The sequence below is a fragment of the Streptomyces sp. ISL-96 genome (assembly GCF_018614035.1).
Classification (GTDB): domain Bacteria; phylum Actinomycetota; class Actinomycetes; order Streptomycetales; family Streptomycetaceae; genus Streptomyces.
Genome location: NZ_JAGGPA010000055.1, coordinates 83136 through 105757, shown reverse-complemented (window position 1 = coordinate 105757; position 22622 = coordinate 83136). Strand labels below are relative to the sequence as shown.

Annotated in this window: 25 protein-coding genes and 1 pseudogene; 6 read left to right on the top strand and 20 right to left on the bottom strand. The window is 69.9% G+C overall.

The genetic code is table 11. The features are described from left to right. Position 1: 1 nt before the first annotated feature. The 6 genes from J7E96_RS29355 to J7E96_RS29330 all read right to left on the bottom strand — a co-directional run bounded on the left by J7E96_RS29355 (position 2) and on the right by J7E96_RS29330 (position 5836). Positions 2-217, bottom strand: a complete 216-nt coding sequence (locus J7E96_RS29355) for a hypothetical protein (protein ID WP_215135580.1) — start codon at positions 215-217, stop codon at positions 2-4. A 460-nt stretch (positions 218-677) separates the two neighbouring features. Further along, positions 678-1166, bottom strand: a complete 489-nt coding sequence (locus J7E96_RS29350) for a hypothetical protein (protein WP_215135578.1) — start codon at positions 1164-1166, stop codon at positions 678-680. A 340-nt stretch (positions 1167-1506) separates the two neighbouring features. Next, positions 1507-2631, bottom strand: coding sequence for a GuaB3 family IMP dehydrogenase-related protein (locus tag J7E96_RS29345; protein WP_215135577.1), 1125 nt, complete (start codon positions 2629-2631; stop codon positions 1507-1509). Between the two features lie 106 nt (positions 2632-2737). Further along, complete coding sequence (gene guaB, locus J7E96_RS29340; protein ID WP_215135575.1) at positions 2738-4240, bottom strand: IMP dehydrogenase; 1503 nt, start codon at positions 4238-4240, stop codon at positions 2738-2740. 149 nt (positions 4241-4389) lie between these two features. After that, positions 4390-4965, bottom strand: a complete 576-nt coding sequence (locus tag J7E96_RS29335; RefSeq protein WP_028812321.1) for a sigma-70 family RNA polymerase sigma factor — start codon at positions 4963-4965, stop codon at positions 4390-4392. Positions 4966-5224: 259 nt separating this feature from the next. Next, positions 5225-5836, bottom strand: coding sequence for a response regulator transcription factor (locus J7E96_RS29330; protein ID WP_003948568.1), 612 nt, complete (start codon positions 5834-5836; stop codon positions 5225-5227). A gap of 391 nt (positions 5837-6227) precedes the next feature. Here J7E96_RS29330 and J7E96_RS29325 point away from each other — a divergent pair, with 391 nt between their 5' ends. Continuing rightward, positions 6228-6569 carry a WhiB family transcriptional regulator gene (locus J7E96_RS29325; RefSeq protein ID WP_215135571.1) on the top strand — a complete coding sequence of 114 codons (342 nt, stop codon included), beginning with the start codon at positions 6228-6230 and terminating at the stop codon, positions 6567-6569. Between the two features lie 80 nt (positions 6570-6649). On the opposite strand, the gene J7E96_RS29320 is transcribed toward J7E96_RS29325, so the two are convergent. After that, on the bottom strand, positions 6650-7546 hold the full coding sequence (locus J7E96_RS29320) for a LysR family transcriptional regulator (RefSeq protein WP_215135569.1): 897 nt from the start codon (positions 7544-7546) through the stop codon (positions 6650-6652). A gap of 80 nt (positions 7547-7626) precedes the next feature. On the opposite strand from J7E96_RS29320, the gene J7E96_RS29315 reads away from it, so the two are divergent. Together J7E96_RS29315 and J7E96_RS29310 are read left to right on the top strand one after the other, a co-directional pair. Beyond that, positions 7627-8280, top strand: coding sequence for an MOSC domain-containing protein (locus J7E96_RS29315; RefSeq protein ID WP_215135567.1), 654 nt, complete (start codon positions 7627-7629; stop codon positions 8278-8280). A 70-nt stretch (positions 8281-8350) separates the two neighbouring features. Next, positions 8351-9124 carry an SDR family oxidoreductase gene (locus J7E96_RS29310; RefSeq protein WP_215135565.1) on the top strand — a complete coding sequence of 258 codons (774 nt, stop codon included), beginning with the start codon at positions 8351-8353 and terminating at the stop codon, positions 9122-9124. Positions 9125-9140: 16 nt separating this feature from the next. On the opposite strand, the pseudogene J7E96_RS29305 reads toward J7E96_RS29310, so the two are convergent. Then, positions 9141-10301 (bottom strand): annotated as a pseudogene (locus J7E96_RS29305) (DUF2264 domain-containing protein); the annotation flags it as partial. 216 nt (positions 10302-10517) lie between these two features. Here J7E96_RS29305 and J7E96_RS29300 point away from each other — a divergent pair. After that, positions 10518-11213, top strand: coding sequence for an ester cyclase (locus J7E96_RS29300; RefSeq protein WP_215135563.1), 696 nt, complete (start codon positions 10518-10520; stop codon positions 11211-11213). Positions 11214-11285: 72 nt separating this feature from the next. Here the strand turns inward: J7E96_RS29300 and groL are convergent, their stop codons facing one another. The 4 genes from groL to J7E96_RS29280 all read right to left on the bottom strand — a co-directional run bounded on the left by groL (position 11286) and on the right by J7E96_RS29280 (position 15371). Further along, positions 11286-12902, bottom strand: a complete 1617-nt coding sequence (groL, locus tag J7E96_RS29295; protein ID WP_215135561.1) for a chaperonin GroEL — start codon at positions 12900-12902, stop codon at positions 11286-11288. Positions 12903-12996: 94 nt separating this feature from the next. Beyond that, entirely contained in the window at positions 12997-13305 is a 309-nt protein-coding gene (gene groES / locus J7E96_RS29290; RefSeq protein ID WP_215135559.1) for a co-chaperone GroES, read from the bottom strand. A 243-nt stretch (positions 13306-13548) separates the two neighbouring features. Then, a complete protein-coding gene (locus J7E96_RS29285) occupies positions 13549-14430 on the bottom strand; it encodes a polysaccharide deacetylase family protein (protein ID WP_308296185.1) in 882 nt (293 codons plus the stop codon). Continuing rightward, on the bottom strand, positions 14427-15371 hold the full coding sequence (locus J7E96_RS29280; RefSeq protein ID WP_215135557.1) for a polysaccharide deacetylase family protein: 945 nt from the start codon (positions 15369-15371) through the stop codon (positions 14427-14429). The genes J7E96_RS29285 and J7E96_RS29280 overlap by 4 nt, the downstream gene beginning before the upstream one ends. 82 nt (positions 15372-15453) lie before the next feature. Between J7E96_RS29280 and J7E96_RS29275 the strand changes: the two genes are divergently transcribed. Next, positions 15454-16647 (top strand): methyltransferase domain-containing protein, encoded by a 1194-nt coding sequence (locus tag J7E96_RS29275; RefSeq protein ID WP_308296187.1) that lies wholly within the window; start codon positions 15454-15456, stop codon positions 16645-16647. A 46-nt stretch (positions 16648-16693) separates the two neighbouring features. Here J7E96_RS29275 and J7E96_RS29270 read toward each other — a convergent pair whose 3' ends face one another. The 5 genes from J7E96_RS29270 to tsaB form a co-directional block, all read right to left on the bottom strand. Next, the gene (locus J7E96_RS29270) at positions 16694-17215 is read right to left on the bottom strand and encodes a hypothetical protein (protein WP_215135555.1); all 522 of its coding nucleotides are present in this window, start codon (positions 17213-17215) and stop codon (positions 16694-16696) included. A gap of 111 nt (positions 17216-17326) precedes the next feature. Beyond that, a complete protein-coding gene (locus J7E96_RS29265) occupies positions 17327-17590 on the bottom strand; it encodes a hypothetical protein (protein ID WP_215135553.1) in 264 nt (87 codons plus the stop codon). Continuing rightward, positions 17587-18687 (bottom strand): tRNA (adenosine(37)-N6)-threonylcarbamoyltransferase complex transferase subunit TsaD, encoded by a 1101-nt coding sequence (gene tsaD / locus J7E96_RS29260; protein ID WP_215135551.1) that lies wholly within the window; start codon positions 18685-18687, stop codon positions 17587-17589. Before tsaD ends, J7E96_RS29265 begins: the two co-directional genes overlap by 4 nt. After that, a complete protein-coding gene (gene rimI / locus J7E96_RS29255; RefSeq protein ID WP_215135624.1) occupies positions 18680-19189 on the bottom strand; it encodes a ribosomal protein S18-alanine N-acetyltransferase in 510 nt (169 codons plus the stop codon). Before rimI ends, tsaD begins: the two co-directional genes overlap by 8 nt. Positions 19190-19206: 17 nt before the next feature. Further along, a complete protein-coding gene (tsaB, locus tag J7E96_RS29250) occupies positions 19207-19875 on the bottom strand; it encodes a tRNA (adenosine(37)-N6)-threonylcarbamoyltransferase complex dimerization subunit type 1 TsaB (RefSeq protein ID WP_215135549.1) in 669 nt (222 codons plus the stop codon). 112 nt (positions 19876-19987) lie between these two features. On the opposite strand from tsaB, the gene J7E96_RS29245 reads away from it, so the two are divergent. Next, a complete protein-coding gene (locus tag J7E96_RS29245; RefSeq protein WP_308296184.1) occupies positions 19988-20557 on the top strand; it encodes a hypothetical protein in 570 nt (189 codons plus the stop codon). A 23-nt stretch (positions 20558-20580) separates the two neighbouring features. Here J7E96_RS29245 and J7E96_RS29240 read toward each other — a convergent pair whose 3' ends face one another. The 3 genes from J7E96_RS29240 to J7E96_RS29230 all read right to left on the bottom strand — a co-directional run bounded on the left by J7E96_RS29240 (position 20581) and on the right by J7E96_RS29230 (position 22621). Beyond that, the gene (locus J7E96_RS29240) at positions 20581-20763 is read right to left on the bottom strand and encodes a hypothetical protein (protein ID WP_215135545.1); all 183 of its coding nucleotides are present in this window, start codon (positions 20761-20763) and stop codon (positions 20581-20583) included. Positions 20764-20901: 138 nt separating this feature from the next. After that, positions 20902-21414, bottom strand: a complete 513-nt coding sequence (tsaE, locus tag J7E96_RS29235; RefSeq protein ID WP_215135543.1) for a tRNA (adenosine(37)-N6)-threonylcarbamoyltransferase complex ATPase subunit type 1 TsaE — start codon at positions 21412-21414, stop codon at positions 20902-20904. Next, entirely contained in the window at positions 21386-22621 is a 1236-nt protein-coding gene (locus tag J7E96_RS29230; protein ID WP_215135541.1) for an alpha/beta fold hydrolase, read from the bottom strand. The genes tsaE and J7E96_RS29230 overlap by 29 nt, the downstream gene beginning before the upstream one ends. Position 22622 lies beyond the last annotated feature (1 nt).

The following is a 22622-nucleotide window of genomic DNA, read 5'->3' as shown; positions in this document are numbered from 1 at the left end:
CCTACCCGGCGGCACCCGCCCCGGTACCCGCGCTCAGCAATGTCGGCCTCGGCGCTTCGGCACAGGCGTCGTCGCCGTAATTGTCGGTGTCCTTGTCTACGGCGGCCTGACGCGCGCCCTGGCGAACGAGGATGGCAACTACACCCAGATCGGCTATGTCGCTCACGGTGTCGGCGCCCTGGTCGGCCTGGCCCTCGACAAGGTCGGCGGCCGCCACCCGGTCCTGCCAGGCATCGGTGTTCCGCTCGCCCTGGCCGGCGTCTTCCTCGGCCAGCTCTTCGGCTTCGCGCTGATCATCAGCTGTGGTCGGAGACGGCTCCCGACCCGGTGCTTGAACCAGTTCGGCTCGGCGACCTTAATCAGCCAGTCGGGGGCGGCCTGGGTAGAGCGCGTTCAGCGCCGACCGCATCGTCTCCGCGAACCCAGCTCATCCCGGACCCGGATATCCAGGCTCCCCTTCGGGAAAGCCGCCCGAGCCACCCGCACCGTCTCCACCGGAATCCCACCTGGCTCCTTCGGCTGCGACACGTCGGCTCCCAAGACCACACCAGGTCTTGGGAGCCGATGTCACGCCAGGGCCCGAATTGACCAACAGCGTCCCGTCAGGTACCGGGCCCTCTCGCTGCATTGGGCGTGATGCGACCGGGCTGACTGGCCACTTCCAGGCGCAGGACCAGCTACCTCGCCGAATGCGCGTAGCGATACCCAATGGCCTTGCGGGCCACTCCCTTGCCGACGTACTTGCCATCCACCTTGCTGTAAGCCTTGAAAGAATAGGCCTTGTACACCGGATAGGCCTTCAGCGTCCCGAACTTGCCCTTGGGAACGACCCAGCTGCCGGCCATACTCTTCGTCCGCGACCTGGTCACATCAAAGCCAACCGCCGCGGAAACCGCTCCAGCACTTACATCGATCGAGGAGCTCTTGGTGTTGCTCACAGTTTCCGTGGCCGTGAGCGTGAGAGTCATGGGGCCTCGCCCCTGCACTATCGAGATGTAGTTCTTGCCCGTCTGCAGACCGACATACTTGACCTTCTTGATGTTGCACCAGTTGTAAGTCTTGACCTTGCCGAAATCGTCCTTCATACGCGTCACGCAGCTCTTCTGGGCTGCGGCACTGGGTCCTGCCGCCACACCAAGAATTCCGGCCACCAGGGCCAGGACCACGACAGAGCTCCGGCCGGCACGGCCGAATGCAAACGTACTCTTCCGCAAAGGATCCCCCTCTTTTCCACCGCCCCACCAACGGAGCGATAGCCGTCCACGGCCGACAGCCGTGTTCCCCCGGGCGCCGACCGTCCTGTACAGAACAAACCTACCGCCCTCCAGGAGAGGCTGGATGGCACTTCGATTCAATTTGATCAAGATCTGAGCATCCAGTATCCCGAGCCTCCCTCCAAGCGATCCGACGAGCCGTCAGCCCACAGGGCCGGTGTGGAAGCCGGACACAGCACGGGGCCTGAAACGCTCGGTCGGCGTTTCAGGCCCCAAGGTTCGGCCGGGTGTCTCAGCGCTTGTGCTCGGCCGGGGAGACCGTCACCTCGACGCGCTGGAACTCCTTGAGCTCGCTGTAGCCCGTCGTCGCCATCGAGCGGCGCAGCGCACCGAACAGGTTCATCGAACCGTCCGGGGTGTGCGACGGGCCGAGGAGGATCTCCTCGGTCGTGCCGACCGCGCCCAGGTCCATGCGCTTACCGCGCGGCACGTCCTCGTGGACGGCCTCCATGCCCCAGTGGTGGCCGCGGCCCGGCGCGTCCGTCGCGCGGGCCAGCGGGGAGCCCATCATCACGGCGTCCGCGCCGCAGGCGATGGCCTTCGGCAGGTCGCCGGACCAGCCCACGCCGCCGTCGGCGATGACGTGCACGTACCGGCCGCCGGACTCGTCCATGTAGTCGCGGCGCGCCGCGGCCACATCGGCGACCGCGGTCGCCATCGGCACCTGGATGCCCAGCACGTTGCGCGTGGTGTGCGCGGCGCCGCCGCCGAAGCCGACGAGGACACCGGCCGCGCCCGTACGCATCAGGTGGAGCGCGGCGGTGTACGTCGCGCAGCCGCCCACGATGACCGGGACGTCGAGCTCGTAGATGAACTGCTTGAGGTTCAGCGGCTCGGCGGCGCCCGACACGTGCTCGGCGGAGACCGTGGTCCCGCGGATCACGAAGATGTCGACACCGGCGTCGACGACGGCCTTGGAGAACTCGGCCGTACGCTGCGGAGACAGCGCGGCGGCGGTGACGACACCCGAGTCGCGCACCTCCTTGATGCGCTGCCCGATCAGGTCCGCCTTGATGGGGGCGGCGTAGATCTCCTGGAGGCGGCGGGTCGCGGTCTCGTCGTCGAGTTCCGAGATCTCCTGGAGCAGCGGCTCCGGGTCCTCGTACCGCGTCCACAGACCTTCGAGGTTCAGTACGCCCAGACCGCCCAGCTCACCGATGCGAATGGCGGTCTGCGGCGAGACGACAGAGTCCATCGGAGCGGCCAGGAACGGCAGCTCGAAACGATAGGCGTCGATCTGCCAGGCGATCGAGACCTCCTTCGGGTCCCGGGTGCGCCGGCTCGGCACGATGGCGATGTCGTCGAACGCGTACGCCCTGCGGCCGCGCTTGCCGCGCCCGATCTCGATCTCAGTCACGTGTGTGGCCTTTCCCTCTTGGTATGCCGTTCCAGTATCCCCGACACACATGCGAGGGGCGGCCCCGGGAATCTCCGGGGCCGCCCCTCAGCGTGTACGTGCGAGGTTACTTCCTGCTGTAGTTCGGCGCTTCGACCGTCATCTGGATGTCGTGCGGGTGGCTCTCCTTGAGGCCCGCCGAGGTGATCCGTACGAACCGGCCGTTCTGCTGAAGCTCCGGAATCGTCCGGCCGCCGACATAGAACATCGACTGACGCAGGCCGCCCGCGAGCTGGTGCACGACGGCGGAGAGCGGACCCCGGTAGGGCACCTGGCCCTCGATGCCCTCGGGGACGAGCTTGTCGTCGGTGCCGACGCCCTCCTGGAAGTACCGGTCCTTGGAGTACGACTTGGCCTGGCCGCGGGACTGCATCGCGCCGAGCGAGCCCATGCCGCGGTACGACTTGAACTGCTTGCCGTTGATGAAGAGCAGCTCGCCCGGCGACTCCTCGCAGCCCGCGAGCAGCGAGCCGAGCATCACCGTGTCGGCGCCCGCGACGATCGCCTTCGCGATGTCGCCGGAGTACTGGAGGCCGCCGTCGCCGATGACCGGCACACCGGCCGCCTTCGCGGCGAGCGAGGCCTCGTAGATCGCGGTGACCTGCGGGACGCCGATGCCGGCGACGACGCGGGTCGTACAGATGGAGCCGGGTCCGACGCCCACCTTGATGCCGTCGCAGCCGGCGTCGATGAGCGCCTGGGCGCCGTCGCGGGTGGCGACGTTGCCGCCGATGACGTCGACCGTCGAGTTCGACTTGATCTTGGCGACCATGTCGCCGACGAGCCGGGAGTGACCGTGCGCGGTGTCGACGACGACGAAGTCGACGCCCGCCTCGATGAGTGCCTGGGCGCGCTCGTACGCGTCACCGGCGACACCCACGGCCGCGCCGACGAGCAGCCGGCCCTCGGCGTCCTTGGCGGCGTTCGGGTACTTCTCGGCCTTGACGAAGTCCTTGACCGTGATGAGGCCCTTGAGGATGCCCGAGTCGTCGACCAGCGGAAGCTTCTCGATCTTGTGGCGGCGCAGCAGCTGGACCGCGTCGACGCGGGAGATGCCGACCTTGCCCGTGACGAGCGGCATCGGCGTCATGATCTCGCGGACCTGGCGGGCGCGGTCGGTCTCGAAGGCCATGTCGCGGTTGGTGACGATGCCGAGCAGCTTGCCCGCCGCGTCCGTCACCGGCACGCCGCTGATGCGGAACTTGGCGCACAGCTCGTCGGCCTCACCGAGCGTGGTGTCCGGGCGCACGGTGATCGGGTCGGTCACCATGCCGGACTCGGAGCGCTTGACGAGGTCGACCTGGTTGGCCTGGTCGGCGATCGACAGGTTGCGGTGCAGGACACCGACGCCGCCCTGGCGGGCCATGGCGATGGCCATGCGTGCCTCGGTGACCTTGTCCATCGCGGCGGACAGCAGCGGGACGTTCACCCGTACGTTCTTCGAGATGTACGAGGAAGTGTCGATCTGGTCGGGGGCCATGTCCGACGCGCCAGGCAGCAGCAGCACGTCGTCGTAGGTAAGCCCGAGCATCGCGAACTTCTCGGGCACTCCATCGACGTTGGCAGTCATGCCTGACACCTTCCCAAATGGTCTTGCTCGGCGCGGATGTCCATGCTAACGGGATCGCAACGTGTCTCATTCCACGAGCAAGATCACCCACAGAGTCTGTACGTTCGTACGGCAGGCACGGCACGCGGGAGGACCGGGCGCATCGGCCGTTACTGCCCGGCGAGCGCCCGCAGCCGGCTGAGCGCGCGATGCTGCGCGACCCGCACGGCACCCGGGGACATGCCCAGCATCTGCCCGGTCTCCTCGGCGGTGAGCCCGACCGCGACCCGCAGCACCAGCAGCTCGCGCTGCGCCTGGGGAAGATTTGCCAGAAGTTTCTTCGCCCACTCGGCGTCGCTGCTGAGCAGCGCGCGCTCCTCGGGGCCGAGGGAGTCGTCGGGCCGCTCCGGCATCTCGTCGGACGGCACGGCGGTCGAACCGGGGTGACGCATCGCGGCGCGCTGGAGGTCGGCGACCTTGTGCGCGGCGATGGCGAAGACGAAGGCCTCGAAGGGCCTTCCGGTGTCCTTGTAGCGCGGCAGCGCCATGAGGACCGCGACGCAGACTTCCTGCGCCAGGTCCTCCACGAAGTGGCGGGCGTCACCGGGCAGTCGGCTCAGCCGGGTGCGGCAGTAGCGCAGAGCCAGCGGATGGACGCGGGCCAGCAGATCGTGCGTCGCCTGCTCGTCGCCCTCGACGGCACGTCGGACGAGTGCACCGATCACCGTCGTCTCGTCGTCGCGCATCGGTCCATGGTGCCTTGACCCCGAGCCATCCGCGGCACCACGTCCGTAGTTGTGCACCGAAGCGTTATGAGCAGGTACGCCGGAACTCATCTCCTGAGCCCTCCCCTCCCGCTCGACCGAATCGTCCCCGAGGAACTCCACCCCTCAAGGATGCGGCATCGGCGACGGAAAGGGGCACGGGCGTCCGTGACCCCGCCCGCCGGACGGCGGACGGGGCACGTCGTAACAGCACCCGCGCGGGAGCGCACCGGTCCCGGTCCTAACGGACCAGGCCCCAGCGGAATCCGAGCGCGACCGCGTGCGCCCGGTCCGAGGCGCCGAGTTTCTTGAAGAGCCGCCGGGCGTGGGTCTTGACCGTGTCCTCCGAAAGGAAGAGCTCACGGCCGATCTCGGCGTTGGAGCGTCCGTGGCTCATGCCTTCGAGCACCTGGATCTCACGCGCGGTGAGCGTCGGCGCCGCACCCATCTCCGCCGACCTGAGCCGGCGCGGGGCGAGCCGCCAGGTCGGGTCGGCGAGCGCCTGGGTGACGGTCGCACGCAGTTCGGCGCGCGAGGCGTCCTTGTGCAGGTAGCCGCGGGCACCCGCGGCGACCGCGAGCGCGACCCCGTCGAGGTCTTCGGCGACCGTGAGCATGATGATCCGGGCGCCCGGGTCCGCGGAGAGCAGCCGGCGCACGGTCTCGACGCCGCCCAGACCGGGCATGCGTACGTCCATCAGAATCAGGTCCGAGCGGTCGGCGCCCCAGCGGCGGAGCACTTCCTCGCCGTTCGCCGCTGTCGTCACGCGCTCCACACCGGGCACGGTCGCGACCGCCCGGCGGAGCGCCTCTCGGGCAAGCGGGGAGTCGTCGCAGACGAGGACGGATGTCATAGCTGTCCTCCGCGGCTCTCACAGCTGCTGCGCGTCACCTTGAGCCTCCAGGCTGGTACATATTTCGTCACCTGTGCGGTTGACGCTCTCGGACACTTGCCCGATCGCTTGTTCTTTCAACCGCCTCGCACTCTCAACGACGGTCACTCGAAAGAGTTACGGGTCGGACGGCCGCCATCGGCACTCTACGTGAGGGCTCGGTCGCAGAGAAGCGCATCAGAGGTTGCCACACCCCGAAAGTAAAGCTATGCCCCATTTAGCGGCTTTTCTTCCGTTTTGCTGGTGTCTGTGGCTAGATTCGCAATGAGTCATATTTACATCTACTTGCACAAGTAGATGCCACCTCACGGTCCAGACGCACTCTCGATGCATCGATGCAAGGGGACAAGCAATGGCAGATTTCTCCCGCCTTCCCGGACCCAACGCCGACCTGTGGGACTGGCAGCTGCTCGCAGCGTGCCGCGGGGTGGACAGCTCGCTCTTCTTTCATCCGGAGGGAGAGCGGGGCGCGGCGCGGAGTGCGCGTGAGAACTCGGCTAAGGAGGTTTGCATGAGGTGCCCGGTACGCGCGGAATGTGCGGCGCACGCCCTTGCGGTGCGTGAGCCCTACGGCGTATGGGGCGGACTGACCGAGGACGAGCGAGAAGAGCTGATGGGCCGCGCGCGCAACCGCCTCATCACGGCTTCGACCGGGCCCGCCACCCACGCCGACCACATGAAGCCAACCCTCTGAAGGAACGTTTCTGCGCCATGGCCGCACCAAGGACCGCAGCCAGCGCCGAGGACCGCATCAGCCCCCTGCATTGACGCCGCTCAGCGAGCCGCGGCCAGCGCCAGCTGGTCGAGTGTGGCCGCCACCGCCGGCACCTGAGCCAGGTCCGGGAGTGTGAGCGCCACGATCTCGCGCCGCACGGCCGGTTCCACCGCCACGGTGCGCGCACCCTTCGGACGTACGGACTCCATCGCCAGCTCGGGCAGGACCGCGACCCCCAGGCCGGCGCCGACCAGGCCGATCACGGCCGGGTAGTCGTCGGTCGCGAAATCGATCCGGGGCGTGAAGCCCGCGCTCTCGCACGCCTCGACCAGCTGACTGCGGCAACGCGGGCAGCCCGCGATCCACGGCTCGTCGGCCAGTTCCCCGATGCCGACCTGACCCGCGTCCGCGAGCCGGTGCCCCTCGGGGACCAGGCCGACGAGACGGTCGGTGAGCAGCGGGCGTACGACCAGGTCGTTCCAGTCCTCGGCGGCGCCGCCGGGCCCGTAACGGAACGCCAGCGCCACGTCGCAGTCGCCCTCGCGCAGCATCTCGACCGAGCGCGGGGGCTCCGCGTCGACCAGCGACACGCGGGTGCCGGGGTGGGCGGCGCGCAGGGCGGCCAGCGCGGTGGGGACGAGGGTGGAGCTGCCGCTGGGGAACGACACCAGGCGTACGCGTCCGGCGCGCAGGCCCGCGATGGCGGCGACCTCCTCCTCGGCGGCGGTCAGCCCGGCGAGGATGCCGACCGCGTGCCGGACCAGGACCTCGCCCGCCTGGGTGAGGCGCATCTCGCGGCCCGTACGGATGAGCAGCGTGGTGCCGGCGGACAGTTCGAGGGCCTTCATCTGCTGGCTCACGGCGGGCTGCGTGCAGCCGAGTTCGCGCGCGGCGGCGGAGAAGGAGCCGGTGGCGGCCACGGCGCGCAGGATACGGAGATGACGGGCTTCGATCACCCTTCAAGCATAAGCGCCTCTTGGGTTTGCCGCAGATTACTGGCGAGCGACTTTGAGTCATGGCCGGTTAACGTTCGGCCATGAAGCTTCTGACCGTGAACATGGGCCGCGCCGAGGCCATGGACTACGCCGACGCTCCGGGTGGCACCACCGGCATCAACAAGCAGCCCGTCGACGGGCCCGTTCGGGTGGTGGCGCCCGGGCCCAAGGGCGTCGGGGCGGGAGGCCTGGTCGGGGACGCCGTGTGCAACAAGCGCCACCACGGTGGTGACGACCAGGCGGTGTACGCCTTCGCGCGCGAGGACCTCGACGGCTGGGAGCGCGAGCTGGGGCGCACGCTGGCCAACGGCTCGTTCGGCGAGAACCTCACCACCCTCGGGCTCGACGTGAACGGCGCGCTCATCGGCGAACGCTGGCGCGTCGGCGCCGCCTTGGTCCTGGAGGTGACCTCCAGCCGCATTCCGTGCCGTACGTTCGCGCAGGCCCTCGGCGAGAAGGGCTGGGTCAAGCGCTTCACGCGGCAGGCCGCTCCCGGGGCGTACCTGCGCGTGATCGAGCCCGGCGGGATACGGGCGGGCGACGCCATCGAGATCCTGCACCGGCCGGACCACGACGTCACGGTCAGCCTGCAGTTCAGGGCCGCGACGACGGAGCGCGAGCTGCTGCCGCGCACGCTCGCGGCCGGTGAGGCGCTGCACCTGGAGGCACTGGCGGCGCGCAAGTACGTCTCCTGACAGTCCTGGGCCGCAAAGCCTGGCGGGCGGGGCGGGCGGCAGGGACAGGCGGGGCACTAACGTGCCCCGCATGACGACTGCACTGATTACCGGAGCGACAGCAGGCATCGGCGCCGCCTTCGCGCGGCGCCTCGCCACGGACGGGCACAACCTGGTGCTGGTGGCCCGCGACACCGAGCGGCTCCAGGAACAGGCGACAGAACTGCACGATCTGCACGGCATCGAGGCGGAGGTGCTGACCGCGGACCTGTCGACGGACGCCGGGATCGCGTCCGTCGAGGCGCGGCTGTCGGACCGCAGGCATCCGGTGGATCTGCTGGTCAACAACGCGGGCTTCGGCAACAAGGGGCGCTTCCTCGAAGTGTCCATGGCCGACGAGCTGACGATGCTGAAGGTGCACTGCGAGGCGGTTCTGCGGCTGACGGCGGCTGCCACGGCCGGCATGAAGGAGCGGGGGCGCGGCGGCGTCGTCAACGTCGCGTCCGTCGCCGCCTTCGTACCGCGCGGGACGTACGGCGCCTCGAAGGCGTGGGTCGTGCAGTTCACGCAGGGCGCGGCCCGGGACCTGGCGGGGAGCGGGGTGCGGCTGATGGCGCTGTGCCCCGGTTTCGTACGTACGGAATTCCATGAGCGGGCCGGGATGGGGACGGACAACATCCCGGGGTGGATGTGGCTCGACGCGGACAAGCTGGTGGCGGCGGCGATGGGTGATCTGGCGCGCGGGAAGACGGTGTCGGTGCCTGACCCGCGGTACAAGGCGCTGATGGGCGCGGTGAAGCTGGCGCCTCGTGGGCTGCTGGGAGGGATCAGTTCGAAGACGGGCCGGAAGTACGGACCTCAGTGACCCGGCCGAAGCTTGGTACGAGACCGTCGGCCGCCGTGGACTGGATCAGCATGTTCGGCGGGCCGAGGGTGGTGACGGCGTCCCGGGTCTCGGCGGGCAGCGGCTCTTCGGGGTCGGTCCAGGCCGGGTGGTGGGCGGGGAGGAGGAGGCCGAGGAAGCCCTTGGCGGCCCAATAGGGGGAGGCCGGGCCTGAGTAGCCCTGGATGACCGGGGCGTACGGGCCGTGCCAGCCCAGCGTCAGCAGCCCGTCGGCGCCGACCGCGCCCCGGTCGAGGAAGTAGCGCAGGGTGCCGGAGGCCAGGCGGCGGGTGGCGCCCGGCGTGAGGGGTGTGTGGCCGGTGAGTGCGCCGAGCCAGGGGGCGGCCGCGGCGGCGAAGCGGTAGGTGAGGGAGCGGCCGTACGGCATGGGGGCACCGTTGGCGTCGAACATCCTGGTCCCGGCTTCGAGTTGGGCGTGCAGGCGCGGGCCGTAGCGGGCGAGGAGTGCTTCGTCGCCCGCGAGGTGGGCGTGCAGGACGGGGTAGAAGTGCAGGGCCCAGGCGTTGTAGTGGTCGAAGGCGCGGTTGGGGCCGTCGCTGTACCAGCCGTCGCCGAGGTGCCATTCCTCGATGCGGGCGAGGGAGCGGTCGATGGTGCCCCGCGCGCGGTCGGTCTCGATGCCGAGGTCCTGGAGGAATCCGGCGACGGTGAGGCCGAAGAGCCACCAGTTGTTGTCGACGGGGGACGGGGCGAGGGCGGGCAGCAGCCAGTCGACGGTGCGGGCGCGGGTGCGCTCGTCGAGGGTGTCCCAGAGCCAGGGGCGGGTGAGGCGCAGGGCGAGGGCGATGGAGGCGGATTCGACGACGGCTTGGCGTACGTCCGCCATGAGCGGCCAGGACTCGGGGGCTGCGGGCGTCAACTCACTGTCGCTCACCGGGTTTTCGGTGCCCGCGGTGAGGCCTTCGGCGTAGCGGGCGAGGTGGCCGTGCGGGTCGTGGCCTTGCGCGCCGGCGACCCGGAAAGCGGCGAGCAGGAACGTACGCGCATAGCCTTCGAGACCGTCGGAGCGCGGCCCGGAGCAACTGGGGCGGGAGCCGGGGAGGTTGATCAGGGCGCGGCGCGGGGTGGCGTGGGGGCGTACGGCCAGCAGGAGCTGGTCCGCCGTCGATTCCCAGTCGTCGCGGTTCCCGAACGGCATGATGCTCCCCTGCTTGCCGGAGTCCGTGCCGGAATCTAGAAGCTGGACCGATCGAAGGTCAATGGATCGCGGTTGAATGATCAAACTCTGCTGAAGCCACCTCGGCGCCTCCTGGGGTGCGGGTACGACCCTTACGACTCGGCCGAGACGGCACAAACGCCATATTTCACTAAAATGGACGTATCCGATACCCCACTCGCAGGCTCGGGAGACGTCGTGAAATTCGTACAGCTGATCGACTACAAGACCGAGCGGTTGGAAGACATGAACCGCCTCATGGACAGGTGGACCGAGCAGACCAAGGGCAAGCGGACTGCCACCCACAACATCATCGGCAATGACCGGTCCGAGAAGAACCACTACGTCGAGATCGTCGAATTCCCATCGTACGAAGAGGCGATGAAGAACTCCCAGTTGCCGGAGACCGACCGCACCTTCCAGGAGATGGTGGCGCTCTGTGACGGGATGCCGTCGTTCACCGACCTCGATGTGGTCCGCGACGAACAGTTGAACAAGGACCTGTGCAACCGGTTCTTCGACGAGATCGCCGTCGGCGGCAACCTCGACGCCGTCGAAGAGGTGTTCGCGGCCGACTACCGGGACCACGACATCATGAAGGAGGAGGACACCACGGCCGGCGCCGACGTCATCAGGAGCGACGTGACCACCTGGCGCAACGGCTTCGACTTCAGCTTCGAGATCACCAAGCAGGTGGCCGAGGGCGACGACGTGGTGACGCTGTGGACCTGGACCGGCACTCACAAGGGTGAGTTCATGGGTGTCGCTCCCACGGGCAAGAAGTGCACCATGACGGGCACCACGGTCTTCAGCTGCCACGAGGGCAAGATCCAGGAAGGCTGGTGGCACATGGACGCCATGGGCCTGATGCGGCAGATCGGCGCCATGCGCTGACACGTACGCGAAAGGCCCTCGTTCCCACCGCTGCTCAGCGGTGGGAACGAGGGCCTTGTGCGACGTACGACGTCAGTGGCTGTGGCCGTGACCGGCGTCCGCCTCGTCCTCGGCCGGCTTCTCGACGACCAGGGTCTCGGTCGTGAGCAGCAGCGACGCGATGGACGCGGCGTTCTCCAGCGCGGAGCGGGTGACCTTGACCGGGTCGATGACGCCGGCCTTGACCAGGTCGCCGTACTCGCCGGTCGCGGCGTTGAAGCCGTGGCCCTTGTCGAGCTCGCTCACCTTGGCGGTGATGACATAGCCCTCGAGGCCGGCGTTCTCGGCGATCCAGCGCAGCGGCTCGACGACGGCGCGGCGGACGACCGCGACACCCGTCGCCTCGTCGCCGGTCATGCCGAGGCCGCCCTCGAGCACCTTGGCGGCGTGGACCAGAGCGGAGCCACCACCGGAGACGATGCCCTCCTCGACCGCGGCGCGGGTCGCGGAGATGGCGTCCTCCAGACGGTGCTTCTTCTCCTTGAGCTCCACCTCGGTGGCGGCGCCGACCTTGATCACGCACACGCCGCCGGCCAGCTTCGCGAGGCGCTCCTGGAGCTTCTCGCGGTCCCAGTCGGAGTCCGTGGACTCGATCTCGGCCTTGATCTGGTTGACGCGGCCGGTCACCTCGGCGGAGTCGCCGCCGCCGTCGACGATCGTCGTGTCGTCCTTGGTGACGGTCACACGGCGGGCGGAGCCCAGCACGTCGAGACCGGCCTGGTCGAGCTTGAGACCGACCTCTTCGGCGATGACGGTCGCACCGGTGAGGGTGGCGATGTCGCCGAGCATGGCCTTGCGGCGGTCACCGAAGCCGGGAGCCTTCACCGCGACGGCGTTGAAGGTGCCACGGATCTTGTTGACGACCAGGGTCGACAGGGCCTCGCCCTCGACGTCCTCGGCGATGATCAGCAGCGGCTTGGACGCGCCGGCCTGGATGACCTTCTCCAGCAGCGGGAGCAGGTCCTGGATCGAGCCGATCTTGCCCTGGTGGATCAGGATGTACGGGTCGTCGAGGACGGCCTCCATACGCTCCTGGTCGGTCACCATGTACGGCGACAGGTAGCCCTTGTCGAAGGCCATGCCCTCGGTGAAGTCGAGCTCCAGGCCGAAGGTGTTGGACTCCTCGACAGTGATGACACCGTCCTTGCCGACCTTGTCCATCGCCTCGGCGATGAGCTCGCCGACCTGCGAGTCCTGGGCGGAGAGCCCGGCCACGGCGGCGATGTCGGACTTGTCCTCGATCGGGCGGGCGTTCGCGAGGAGGTCCTCGGAGATCGCCTTGACCGCGGCGTCGATGCCCTTCTTCAGGGCGGCCGGGGAAGCGCCGGCGGCGACGTTGCGCAGGCCCTCGCGGACCAGCGCCTGGGCCAGCACGGTGGCGGTGGTGGTGCCGTCACCCGCGATGTCGTTGGTCTTGGTCGCCACCTCCTTCACGAGCTGGGCGCCAAGGTTCTCGTACGGGTCGTCGAGCTCGACCTCGCGCGCGATCGTGACACCGTCGTTGGTGATGGTGGGGGCGCCGAACTTCTTGTCGATGACGACGTTGCGGCCCTTGGGGCCGATCGTCACCTTCACCGTGTCGGCAAGCTTGTTGACGCCGCGCTCGAGGGCGCGACGGGCGTCCTCGTCGAACTTCAGAATCTTCGCCATGGAGCTTCTCTGTCCTCTCAAACGAAATGCGCCCCGGGCCACCCGGCTGTCGCTGGGGGCCAGGGGCGCAGTTCAAAAGCAATCTTCGGGCGAACTACTTCTCGATGATCGCGAGCACGTCGCGAGCCGAGAGGACGAGATACTCCTCGCCGCTGTACTTCACCTCGGTGCCGCCGTACTTGCTGTACAGCACGACGTCGCCGACGGCCACGTCGAGCGGAAGGCGCTTGCCGTCCTCAAAGCGGCCCGGGCCCACGGCCAGGACGACGCCCTCCTGGGGCTTCTCCTTGGCGGTGTCCGGGATGACCAGGCCAGAGGCCGTGGTCTGCTCGGCGTCGAGCGGCTGGACCACAATGCGGTCCTCAAGCGGCTTGATGGCAACCTTGGAGCTGGTGGTCGTCACGGTCCGGTCTCCCCCTTCGGAGATCTCACGGGGTTAACTGATTTTGGGTGGCGACCAGGTGGTTCCGTCGTCGCGGGTGCCGGACCTGCCCGTCGCTACTGCTGGCACTCCCCACTGGAGAGTGCCAACGCCGAGACTATGACGCGGTTAGCACTCGGTCAAGCGGAGTGCCAATCCGACGCCGCCGTACGTGTTGACGGACGCGCCTGTGCCCGGGCGCCGCACGGGCCGCCGCGCCCGCCGTCAGAGGTAGTCCTCCAGCCGTGCCACAGCGAAGCCCTGCTCCTGGATCCGGCGCAACATCCGCGACGTCATCTCACTGATCGTCGAGCCCTTGAGCTCATCCGGCCCCCGGAAGTGCGCGAGCACGATGTCGCCGGGCCGCAGCCGGTCGCCGTGCGCGTACCGCAGGTCGTTGATCTGCATCGACGCACCCCACAGCACCACCGCGTCCACCCCGCAGTCGCCCGCCGCCCGCAGCGTCTGGTTGTTGTACGCCCCGTACGGCGGCCGGAAGAGCCGAGGCCGCGCGCCGAAGCGGGCCTCCAGGCGGTCCTGCTGGCCGCAGATCTGGGCGCGCTGTCCGGCGTACGGGAGGCCGGGCAGGTAGACGTGGCCGACCGCGTGGTTCTGCACCGTACTGAGGCCGCCGCCCGCCCGCCTCAGCCGGTCGAAGTGGTCGTACCCGGGCGAGGCCACGCTGTCCGTCAGAAACATGCTGATCGGCAGATTGAGCTCGTCCACCATCCGCACGAACTCCGGATCGCGCTCAGCACCGTCATCAAAGGTAAGAAAAACGACCTTGTCGCGGGTCGGTACGCGGTCCACCACGAAAGGCCGGGCCGGCTTACGGACCGGAGGCGCCGGCGCCGGACGGAGCGGCTCCCGCAGTCCCCACCGCGCGTACGCCCCGGCGCGCGGGGCCGGTGCGCCGTGCACCCCGGCGGCCGCGGCCCCGCCGGCTCCCACCGCCCCCGCCGCCCCCGCCCCCTCGACCTTCGGCGCCACGCTGCGCACCGCCTTCCTCCCCAGCCGCTCGATCGGGTCCACCGACTGCGCGCATCCGGTGAGCGCGAGCGCACCGGCCGCCAGCAGTCCGGCCAGCGGCCGGTGCCCGCGCCTCACAGGTAGTCCTCCAGCCTGGCGACGGCGTACCCCTTGGCGGTGACCGTCTTCATGACCCGCCGGATCATGTCCGGCATGGTGCCCTTCCACTGCTTCTTGCCGCGGAAGTGCGTGAGGATGATGTCGCCGGGATGCAGGTCGCGGTCCCACTCGCGCCACTCCATCCGGTCCGGGAACGCCTCGGCGGCCCACAGCGGCACGGCCTTGATGCCGCAGGAGCGGGCGGCGCGCAGGGTGTCGGCGTTGTAGTTGCCGTACGGCGGCCTGAAGAGCCGGGGCCGCTTGCCGTACCGCTTCTGGAGGACGGTCTGCATTCCGCAGATCTCGTGCTTCTGCTGGGCATAGGAAAGGCCGGGCATGTAGCGGTGATTGAGGGTGTGGTTGTGCAGGGACACGCCGCGCGCCTGCATCCGCTCGAAGTAGCCGTAGTTCTCACGCACCAGGTAGTTGCTGAGGAACGCGCTGTAGGGGATGCCCAGCTCGGTCATCATCCGCAGCAGCCTCGGATCCTTCTCCGCGCCGTCGTCCATCGTCAGGAAGACGACTTTCTCCTCGACCGGGACGGTGGTGAAGACGGGCGGCAGCCCGCGCCCCGCCCCGAAGCCCTTGCGCGTGGTGATCTTCGGCTTCACGGCGGGCGGCGGGGGTGCGGCGAGCGGCGGCTGTGCGAGCCCCCACTTCTTGGCGGCGGCGACGCGCACGGTCTGGGCGCGCCGCAGCTGCTCGGCGTACCCGGCCAGATCCCGGGCGGGCCCCTGCCGGTACGCCTGCTCCTGGCCGGCGGGGGGTGCGGCGGCGCGCTGTCCGCCCGGCTCCGGCGTGCCGGCGGGCTCGGTGGCGCATGCGGAGACGATGGCGGCGACGAGGAGGACGGCCAGGACCATACGGGCCTGCCGGCCACCTTTCCCGATCATTTCTTCCTTTTGTCGTACTAGTTGCATGGCGATGGATCTTGTCAGCCCACGACACCGTCGTCGGGGCGACACCGCGACCGGGCGCGCCCCGTCCCCCGGCTGGCCCACAATTGACCGCGTGAACGACACCCCTGACGCCGTGGAATCCTTCGCCGCCCTGCGCACCGAAGAGGGCCGCGCCCTCCTCGCCGCGCTCCGCGACCACAACCCCGCGGACGAGCTGGCGACCGCGACGCGGCTGCGCCGCGATCACCCCGCCCCGCTGGTCTCGGCGGCGCTCGGGCAGGCCCGGCTGCGGCAGCGGGCGGTGGCGAAGTTCGGCGCCGAGGACGCGTACCGGATGTTCTTCACCCCGAACGGCGTCGAGCAGGCCACCCGCACGACCGTGGCGACGTACCGCGCCGGGCGCTTCGCCGCGCTCGGCGTACGGAGCGTGGCGGACCTGTGCTGCGGCATCGGCGGCGACGCGATCGCGCTGGCCCGCGCCGGGATCTCGGTCCTGGCGGTCGACCGCGACCCGCTGACGGTGGAGGTGGCGCGCGCCAACGCGGAGGAGCTGGGCCTCGCCTCGCTCATCGAGGTCCGCTGCGCCGACGTAACGACCATCGACACATCCCCGTACGACGCGGTCTTCGCAGACCCGGCGCGACGCGGCGGCCGTGGCCGGATCTTCGACCCGGAGGCGTACTCCCCGCCGCTCTCCTGGGCGATCGAAGCCGCCCTTACGTCCGCACACGCGGCACTCAAGATCGCACCGGGCGTTCCGCACGAGGCGGTGCCGGACGACGCCGAAGCGGAGTGGATCTCGGACGGCGGCGACGTGAAGGAGGCGGTGTTCTGGTTCGGCACGGCCCCGAAGGCGATCCGGGCCACCCTGCTCCCCGGCCCGCACAGCCTCCTCGGCACCGGCCTGCCGGATCCGGAGCCGGGCAAGGTCGGCCGCTACCTGTACGAGCCGGACGGCGCGGTGATCCGCTCGCATCTGGTGGCGGAGGTGGCGCGGCAGGTGGGCGGCCGCCTGATCGACGAGACGATCGCGTACGTGACGGCGGACGAACTCCACCCCACTCCGTACGCCACCGCCTACGAGATCACCGACCAGCTCCCGTTCAGCCTGAAGAAGCTGAAGGCGCTGCTGCGGGAGCGGGGGGTCGGCGTACTGACGGTGAAGAAGCGCGGCTCGGCGATCGAGCCGGAGGAACTCCGCCGCAAGATGAAACTGTCCGGCCCGCGTTCGGCGACGGTCTTCCTCACCCGAGTCGCGGGCGCCCCGACGGTCCTGATCGGCCACCCGGCCCCGTAGCGCTGCGCTGGCCGGTGTCCTGCCGGGGGCTTCCCCAACCCGCCCCTTACCGAAGCGCCCGCACCGCCCACCGGTAGTGCTTCACCGCCTTCACCGCCCCGAACAGCCCGGCCACCCACAAAATGACCCCGAGCCCGATGAAGAACACCGCATCCGCGTAAGTCTCAGAACCCGGCCGCGCCCGCACCGCGAACCCCAGCGACGACCACAACCCGAGCCCGCACACCACGACCGACGACAGCAGCCACGCCAGGCTGAGCCCGGGAAGTCGCCATTGCGCGGCGGAAAAACCGTGGCCGCGCCCCACCTCAGCCCAGTCCACCACCAGCTGACGGACCGTACGGTCGCGCCACACACCCATCCCGATGAAGATCCAACACACCACAACGCACGCCAGACCAACCGCACCGAACCCCGCGCCCAAGATCGCGGTGAGCGGGTCGCCCGGCCCATCGAACGCCTGAAGGGCCGCCCCGACGATCCCCCACCCGAGCGCCGCACCCCCCACCAGCAGCCAGAACCGCACCAGCCGCCCGGCTCCGAGGTCGCGCGCGATCAGTTCGTCCATGGCCCGCGCCCGGTCGGCGAGCATCGCCTCCGGACCGGGCCAGGCCCGTATGTGCTCGGGCGGCGGAGGCGGAGGCAGGGGCGTACGGCGAGACATGCGCCCGACACTACGTCAGGCCGCGTCGACCGACTCGAAACGCCAGCGATGAACCGCCCGCGTAACCAACCCCCGCTCAGGCTCCGGCAGTTCCGGCAGGCCGGCGTCGTACTCCGCGTCCCACCACGTCATCACGAGCACCCGGTCCTGCGGCGCCCGCAAGATCTCCCTGCGCACCGGCTCACCCGCCAGGACCCGGGCCTGCGCCCGCGCCCACTCCAACAGCTCCGCGCCCCGCCCCTCGACGGCGCGGGCCTCCCACATCAGCACGACGCTCATGAGTAGAGGTTGTCCTTGCTGACCTCATGCACGTGGTCATGCGCATGAGCCGAGGCACCCGGCACATGCGGCTCAGTCACCGGCAGCGAAGAATCCGCCGACAGATCCCAGTCCGACGCCGCCCGCCCCCGCGCCACCATCTCCGCACCGAGCGCCGCCACCATCGCCCCGTTGTCCGTGCACAGACCCGGCCGCGGCACCCGCAGCTGAATGCCGGCCCGCTCGCACCGCTCCGCCGCCAGCGCCCGCAGCCGCGAGTTGGCCGCCACGCCGCCGCCGATCATCAGGTGGTCGACGCCCTCGTCCTTGCAGGCCCGCACCGCCTTCCGCGTCAGTACGTCGACGACCGCCTCCTGGAACGACGCCGCCACATCCCGCACCGGCACCTCCTCGCCCGCCCTGCGCTTGGCCTCGATCCACCGCGCCACCGACGTCTTCAGGCCGGAGAAGGAGAAGTCGTACGCCGCGTCGCGCGGCCCGGTCAGACCGCGCGGGAACGCGATCGCCTTCGGATCGCCCTCCCTCGCCAGCCGGTCGATGACAGGGCCACCGGGGAAGCCCAGATCCAGCACCCGCGCGATCTTGTCGAACGCCTCGCCCGCCGCGTCGTCGATCGTCGCGCCCATCGGTCGTACGTCGCTCGTGATGTCAGGGGCGAGCAGCAGCGACGAGTGCCCGCCGCTCACCAGCAGCGCCATCGTCGGCTCGGGCAGCGGACCGTGCTCCAGCTGGTCGACGCAGATGTGCGAGGCCAGGTGGTTCACGCCGTACAGCGGCTTCCCGAGCGCGTACGCGTAAGCCTTCGCCGCGGACACCCCCACCAGCAGCGCACCCGCCAGCCCCGGACCCGCCGTAACCGCGATGCCGTCCAGATCCGAAGCGGCGACCCCGGCCTCCTTCAGCGCGCGCTCGATCGTCGGAACCATCGCCTCCAGGTGCGCGCGCGAGGCGACCTCCGGCACCACACCGCCGAAGCGGGCGTGTTCGTCGACGCTCGACGCGATCGCGTCGGCGAGGAGGGTCGTACCGCGGACGATGCCGACGCCGGTCTCGTCGCAGGAGGTTTCGATGCCGAGGACGAGCGGTTCGTCAGCCATGGTGAATCCCGGTTTCTTGTTCTTGTTCTTGTACGGAGGTCACGGGTTCCGCCGGGTCGGTCGTCGTCGTCAGCCGCATCACGAGCGCGTCGATGTTGCCGGGCTGGTAGTAGCCGCGCCGGAAGCCGATCGGCTCGAAGCCGAACCTCTCGTACAGCTTCTGCGCCCGCGTGTTGTCGACGCGCACTTCGAGGAGCACCTCGGCGCATTCGAAGGCGCTCGCGTGCCCCAGCAGTTCGGTGAGCAGCCGGGACCCGAGCCCGGTCCCCCACTGATCACGGGCGGCAGCGATGGTCTGTACGTCGCCGAGGCCCCCGGCGGCGGCAAGCCCGGCGTACCCGACGAGCGCGCCGTCCTCCTCCTCGGCCACCACATAGCGGCGGCTGGCCCGCGGCCCGCGCGCGTGGGCGAGCTCGGACCAGAACATGCCGGGCGACCAGGCGTCCTCGGGGAACAGCTCCCGCTCCAGTTCGAGCACCGGGTCGATGTCCCACCAGCGCATTTCTCTCAAGCTCGCGGTCACTTCGGGGTGACCACCTTGTAGTTCTTGGGGACCTGCGCGTCGGGCCGGCGCAGATACAGCGGCAGCGGCGGCAGGAACGCCCCGGCCTCCCCCGCCGCGAGCTTCTCCGCCGCCAGCGACGCCAGCGCGCCCGCCGACTGGTGCTCGGGTCCGCGCGCGTCGGGGAACTCCCCGGGGTAAAGGAGAGCCCCGGAGCCGACGACCGGCAGGTCCGCGAGCTGCTCGGCGATGTCGGCGGGCCGGTCGACGGCGGGCTCGGAGACGCGCGTGCGGGCATCGGCGTACCGCGCCCAGTAGACCTCCTTGCGCCGCGCGTCGGTGGCCACGGCGAAGGGCCCGGTGATCCCGGCCAGCCCGGCGGCGTACGCCAGCCCGTCCAGGGTGCACAGCCCGTGGACCGGCACCCCGAGGACGAGGCCGAAGGTCTCGGCCGTCGCCAGCCCGACCCTCAGCCCGGTGTACGGACCGGGGCCGACGCCCACGACGACCCCCGTCACGGCGTCGAGTTTCAGACCGGCTTCGGCGAGGACCCGGTCGACGGTGGGCAGCAGCAGCTCCCCGTGACGGCGTGCGTCGACCTGGCCGGCCTCGGCGACGACGGAATCACCGTCGTGGAGGGCGACGGTGACGGCTGGAGTGGCGGTATCAACGGCGAGCAGGAGCACACAAACAGCCTACGGCCCGCGCACGGGTCGCACGGCGTCCCCCGTCCTTCCCGGCCCCGGCTGCTACCGTCACCACAAATACGCGCGCAGTACGAACATGAGGTGGAGCAAGGTGGCAAGGAGCAGCTCGGGAATCGTGGCCGGGCTCACCGCGGCAGCCGTGGCGGCGGTCGCTTTCCTCGCCTACCAGGCGTCGGCGAGCGCCCCCTCCCCCGCCCAGCTCGCCGAACCCGCCGTCGGCAAGACCCCCGCGGCGCACGCCTCGCAGCCGCCCAAGGGACCGGCCGTGGTGAAGGACGTACTGGCGGTGCCGGCCCAGTCGGGCACGGGCACCCGCGTCGTCTACTCGCTGGCCGAGCGGCGGGTGTGGCTGGTGAACGGCAAGGGCAAGGCGACCAGGACGTTCAAGGTCGTGCCGAGCACGGTCAGCCCGCCGCCCGGTACGTACGCGGTGGGCTCACGCTCGGGAATCATCACCGGCTCCGACGGAGTCCAGGTCGAACACGTCGTACGGTTCCTGACCTTCGAAGGCGTCCCGATCGGTTTCAGCGCCGCGGTCGACGGCTCGATGCCGAGCCCGGACCCGAAGAGCAGGACCGGCGGCGTGCGCATGCTGCGCGCCGACGGCGACGCGATGTGGAGCTTCGCGACGGTCGGCGTGAAGGTCGTCGTCGTCCCGTAAATACGCTCGTAAGGATTACAGACCTACGCGGCGTCGCGCTGTTCCGAGCGCTCCTCGACGGGCACCTCAGCAGCATCTGCCACATCTGCCACATCTGCCACATCAGGCTCCCGCGGCGGTGTGGAGACCGCCGTGGCCGCCGCACACGAGGCCAGTAGGTCGCGCATGGAGACAGGCTCTTGCGCGTCGCGTTCTGAAGCCGGCATGGATGCCTCCTGGGCTCCGGTTGAGCAGGCGTGGTTAGGTAGGCCTAACCAGGTCTCGGTATCCATGTGACCACGCGCGGCGGCACCGGCGCAACATCTTGCCGACGTCTTGTCGGAACGTACGGACGCCAGACTCCGTCAGGCACCCAGCGCGGCCAGGTCCTCCCCGGCCCACCGTGCACCGATACCGCGCACGGTCACCTCACGCACGTCGTCGTCGGAGTCCCCCACCGCCCGGTGGATGACCACGTGCAGCCGGTCGTCCGACAGCTCCTCGACCTTCCCCTCGCCCCACTCCACCACCACCACGGAGTCGGGCAGCGAGACATCGAGGTCGAGGTCTTCCATCTCGTCGAGCCCGCCGCCCAGCCGGTACGCGTCCACATGCACCAGCGCCGGACCGCCGGTCAGCGAAGGGTGGACGCGCGCGATGACGAACGTGGGCGACGTCACGGCGCCGCGCACCCCGAGCCCTTCACCGAGCCCGCGCGTCAGCGTCGTCTTGCCCGCGCCGAGCTCGCCGGTGAGCATCACGAGATCGCCGGGCCGCAGCACTTTGGCGAGCCGGCGCCCGAACTCCTGCATCAATTCGGGCGAGTGAACAGTAAGAACGGCGGTGACATCAGCCGCCGGGCTGTGCGGTGCTTCCATACGTCCCAACGTTAGCGGCTGCCGGTACGGCGCCCACCCGCGCCAGCAGATCCGCGAGCCGGTCGGTGACCACCTCGGGGTGCTCCAGCATGACCAGGTGCCCGGCGTCGGGGACTATCACCAGCTCGGCGTCCGGCAGCAGATCCGCGATGCCCTCGCTGTGCTCGCTGGGCGTCACCAGGTCCTTGTCGCCCGCGAGCACCAGCACCGGCACCTCGGCGAAGATCTCCAGCGCGTCCGCCTTGTCGTGATTGGTGAACGCCGGATAGAACTCGGCGACCACGTCGATCGGCGTCCCCTCGATCAGCCGCTCCGCGAACCGCGCCACGGCCGGATCGACCTCCTTCGAGCCGAACGAATAACGCTTGATGAGCCCGGCGAACAGATCCGCCGTCGCCCGCCGCCCACGCTCGACGATCTCCGCCTGCGTACCGAGGGCGCGCAGCACGCGCGGCAGGACGCGGCGTACGGCGTTCACACCGGCGACCGGCAGCCCGAAATTGACCTCGCCGAGCTTCCCCGACGACGTACCGACGAAAACAGCACCGACCACACGCTCGCGGACGATCTCAGGAAACTGATCCGCCAGCGCCATCATCGTCATGCCGCCCATGGAGTGCCCCACCAGCACCAGCGGCCCCTCGGGCGCGGCGGCGTCGATGACGGCCTTCAGATCGCGTCCCAGCTGCTCGATATCAACCGCGACACCACGCCCCTGTGCCGCACCGCGCTCCGAACGCCCGTGGCTGCGCTGGTCCCAGTGGACGGTCCGCACCACACCCCGCAGGGCGGCCCGCTGAAAATGCCAGGAGTCCTGACTCAGGCAGAAGCCGTGGCTGAACACGACCGTCACAGGAGCCGGAGTCTTACGCCCGAAGAGCCGGCGCCGTCGCGGTCCCGACGAGGCGCCGTCCGCCTCCACCTCGTCCACTTCGTAGTAGATCTCGGTCCCGTCGTCCGCCGGGGCCTGCCCCGGCATCCCGCGCAGAGCGCCGTACGGACCCGAGGCATCCAGCGCGAGCCGTGCCTTCTTCCGCATGCCGCGGCCGACCGTCAGCCGCTCAAGGGCAACACCGGCGGCGGCGCCCGCCGCGACCACACCTATCGCGGCGCCGGCCACACCCGCCCGCCGCCAGTTGCCGTTGGCGGCGGCGGTCGCGGCCTCCGCCGCCACCTCCACCACGCCGGGCGCGCTGCTCTCGCTCACG

What these genes read in the sequence shown, in the direction of transcription:
- guaB (WP_215135575.1), bottom strand. Translation starts at nt 4,240, where the DNA reads ATGACTGCCAACGTCGATGGAGTGCCCGAGAAGTTCGCGATGCTCGGG.
- tsaE (WP_215135543.1), bottom strand. Translation starts at nt 21,414, where the DNA reads ATGGAAGCACCGCACAGCCCGGCGGCTGATGTCACCGCCGTTCTTACT.
- J7E96_RS29270 (WP_215135555.1), bottom strand. Translation starts at nt 17,215, where the DNA reads ATGGACGAACTGATCGCGCGCGACCTCGGAGCCGGGCGGCTGGTGCGG.
- J7E96_RS29310 (WP_215135565.1), top strand. Translation starts at nt 8,351, where the DNA reads ATGACGACTGCACTGATTACCGGAGCGACAGCAGGCATCGGCGCCGCC.
- J7E96_RS29330 (WP_003948568.1), bottom strand. Translation starts at nt 5,836, where the DNA reads ATGACATCCGTCCTCGTCTGCGACGACTCCCCGCTTGCCCGAGAGGCG.
- groL (WP_215135561.1), bottom strand. Translation starts at nt 12,902, where the DNA reads ATGGCGAAGATTCTGAAGTTCGACGAGGACGCCCGTCGCGCCCTCGAG.
- J7E96_RS29240 (WP_215135545.1), bottom strand. Translation starts at nt 20,763, where the DNA reads ATGCCGGCTTCAGAACGCGACGCGCAAGAGCCTGTCTCCATGCGCGAC.
- rimI (WP_215135624.1), bottom strand. Translation starts at nt 19,189, where the DNA reads ATGCGCTGGTGGGACATCGACCCGGTGCTCGAACTGGAGCGGGAGCTG.
- J7E96_RS29335 (WP_028812321.1), bottom strand. Translation starts at nt 4,965, where the DNA reads ATGCGCGACGACGAGACGACGGTGATCGGTGCACTCGTCCGACGTGCC.
- tsaD (WP_215135551.1), bottom strand. Translation starts at nt 18,687, where the DNA reads ATGGCTGACGAACCGCTCGTCCTCGGCATCGAAACCTCCTGCGACGAG.
- J7E96_RS29325 (WP_215135571.1), top strand. Translation starts at nt 6,228, where the DNA reads ATGGCAGATTTCTCCCGCCTTCCCGGACCCAACGCCGACCTGTGGGAC.
- J7E96_RS29280 (WP_215135557.1), bottom strand. Translation starts at nt 15,371, where the DNA reads ATGCAACTAGTACGACAAAAGGAAGAAATGATCGGGAAAGGTGGCCGG.
- J7E96_RS29315 (WP_215135567.1), top strand. Translation starts at nt 7,627, where the DNA reads ATGAAGCTTCTGACCGTGAACATGGGCCGCGCCGAGGCCATGGACTAC.
- J7E96_RS29265 (WP_215135553.1), bottom strand. Translation starts at nt 17,590, where the DNA reads ATGAGCGTCGTGCTGATGTGGGAGGCCCGCGCCGTCGAGGGGCGGGGC.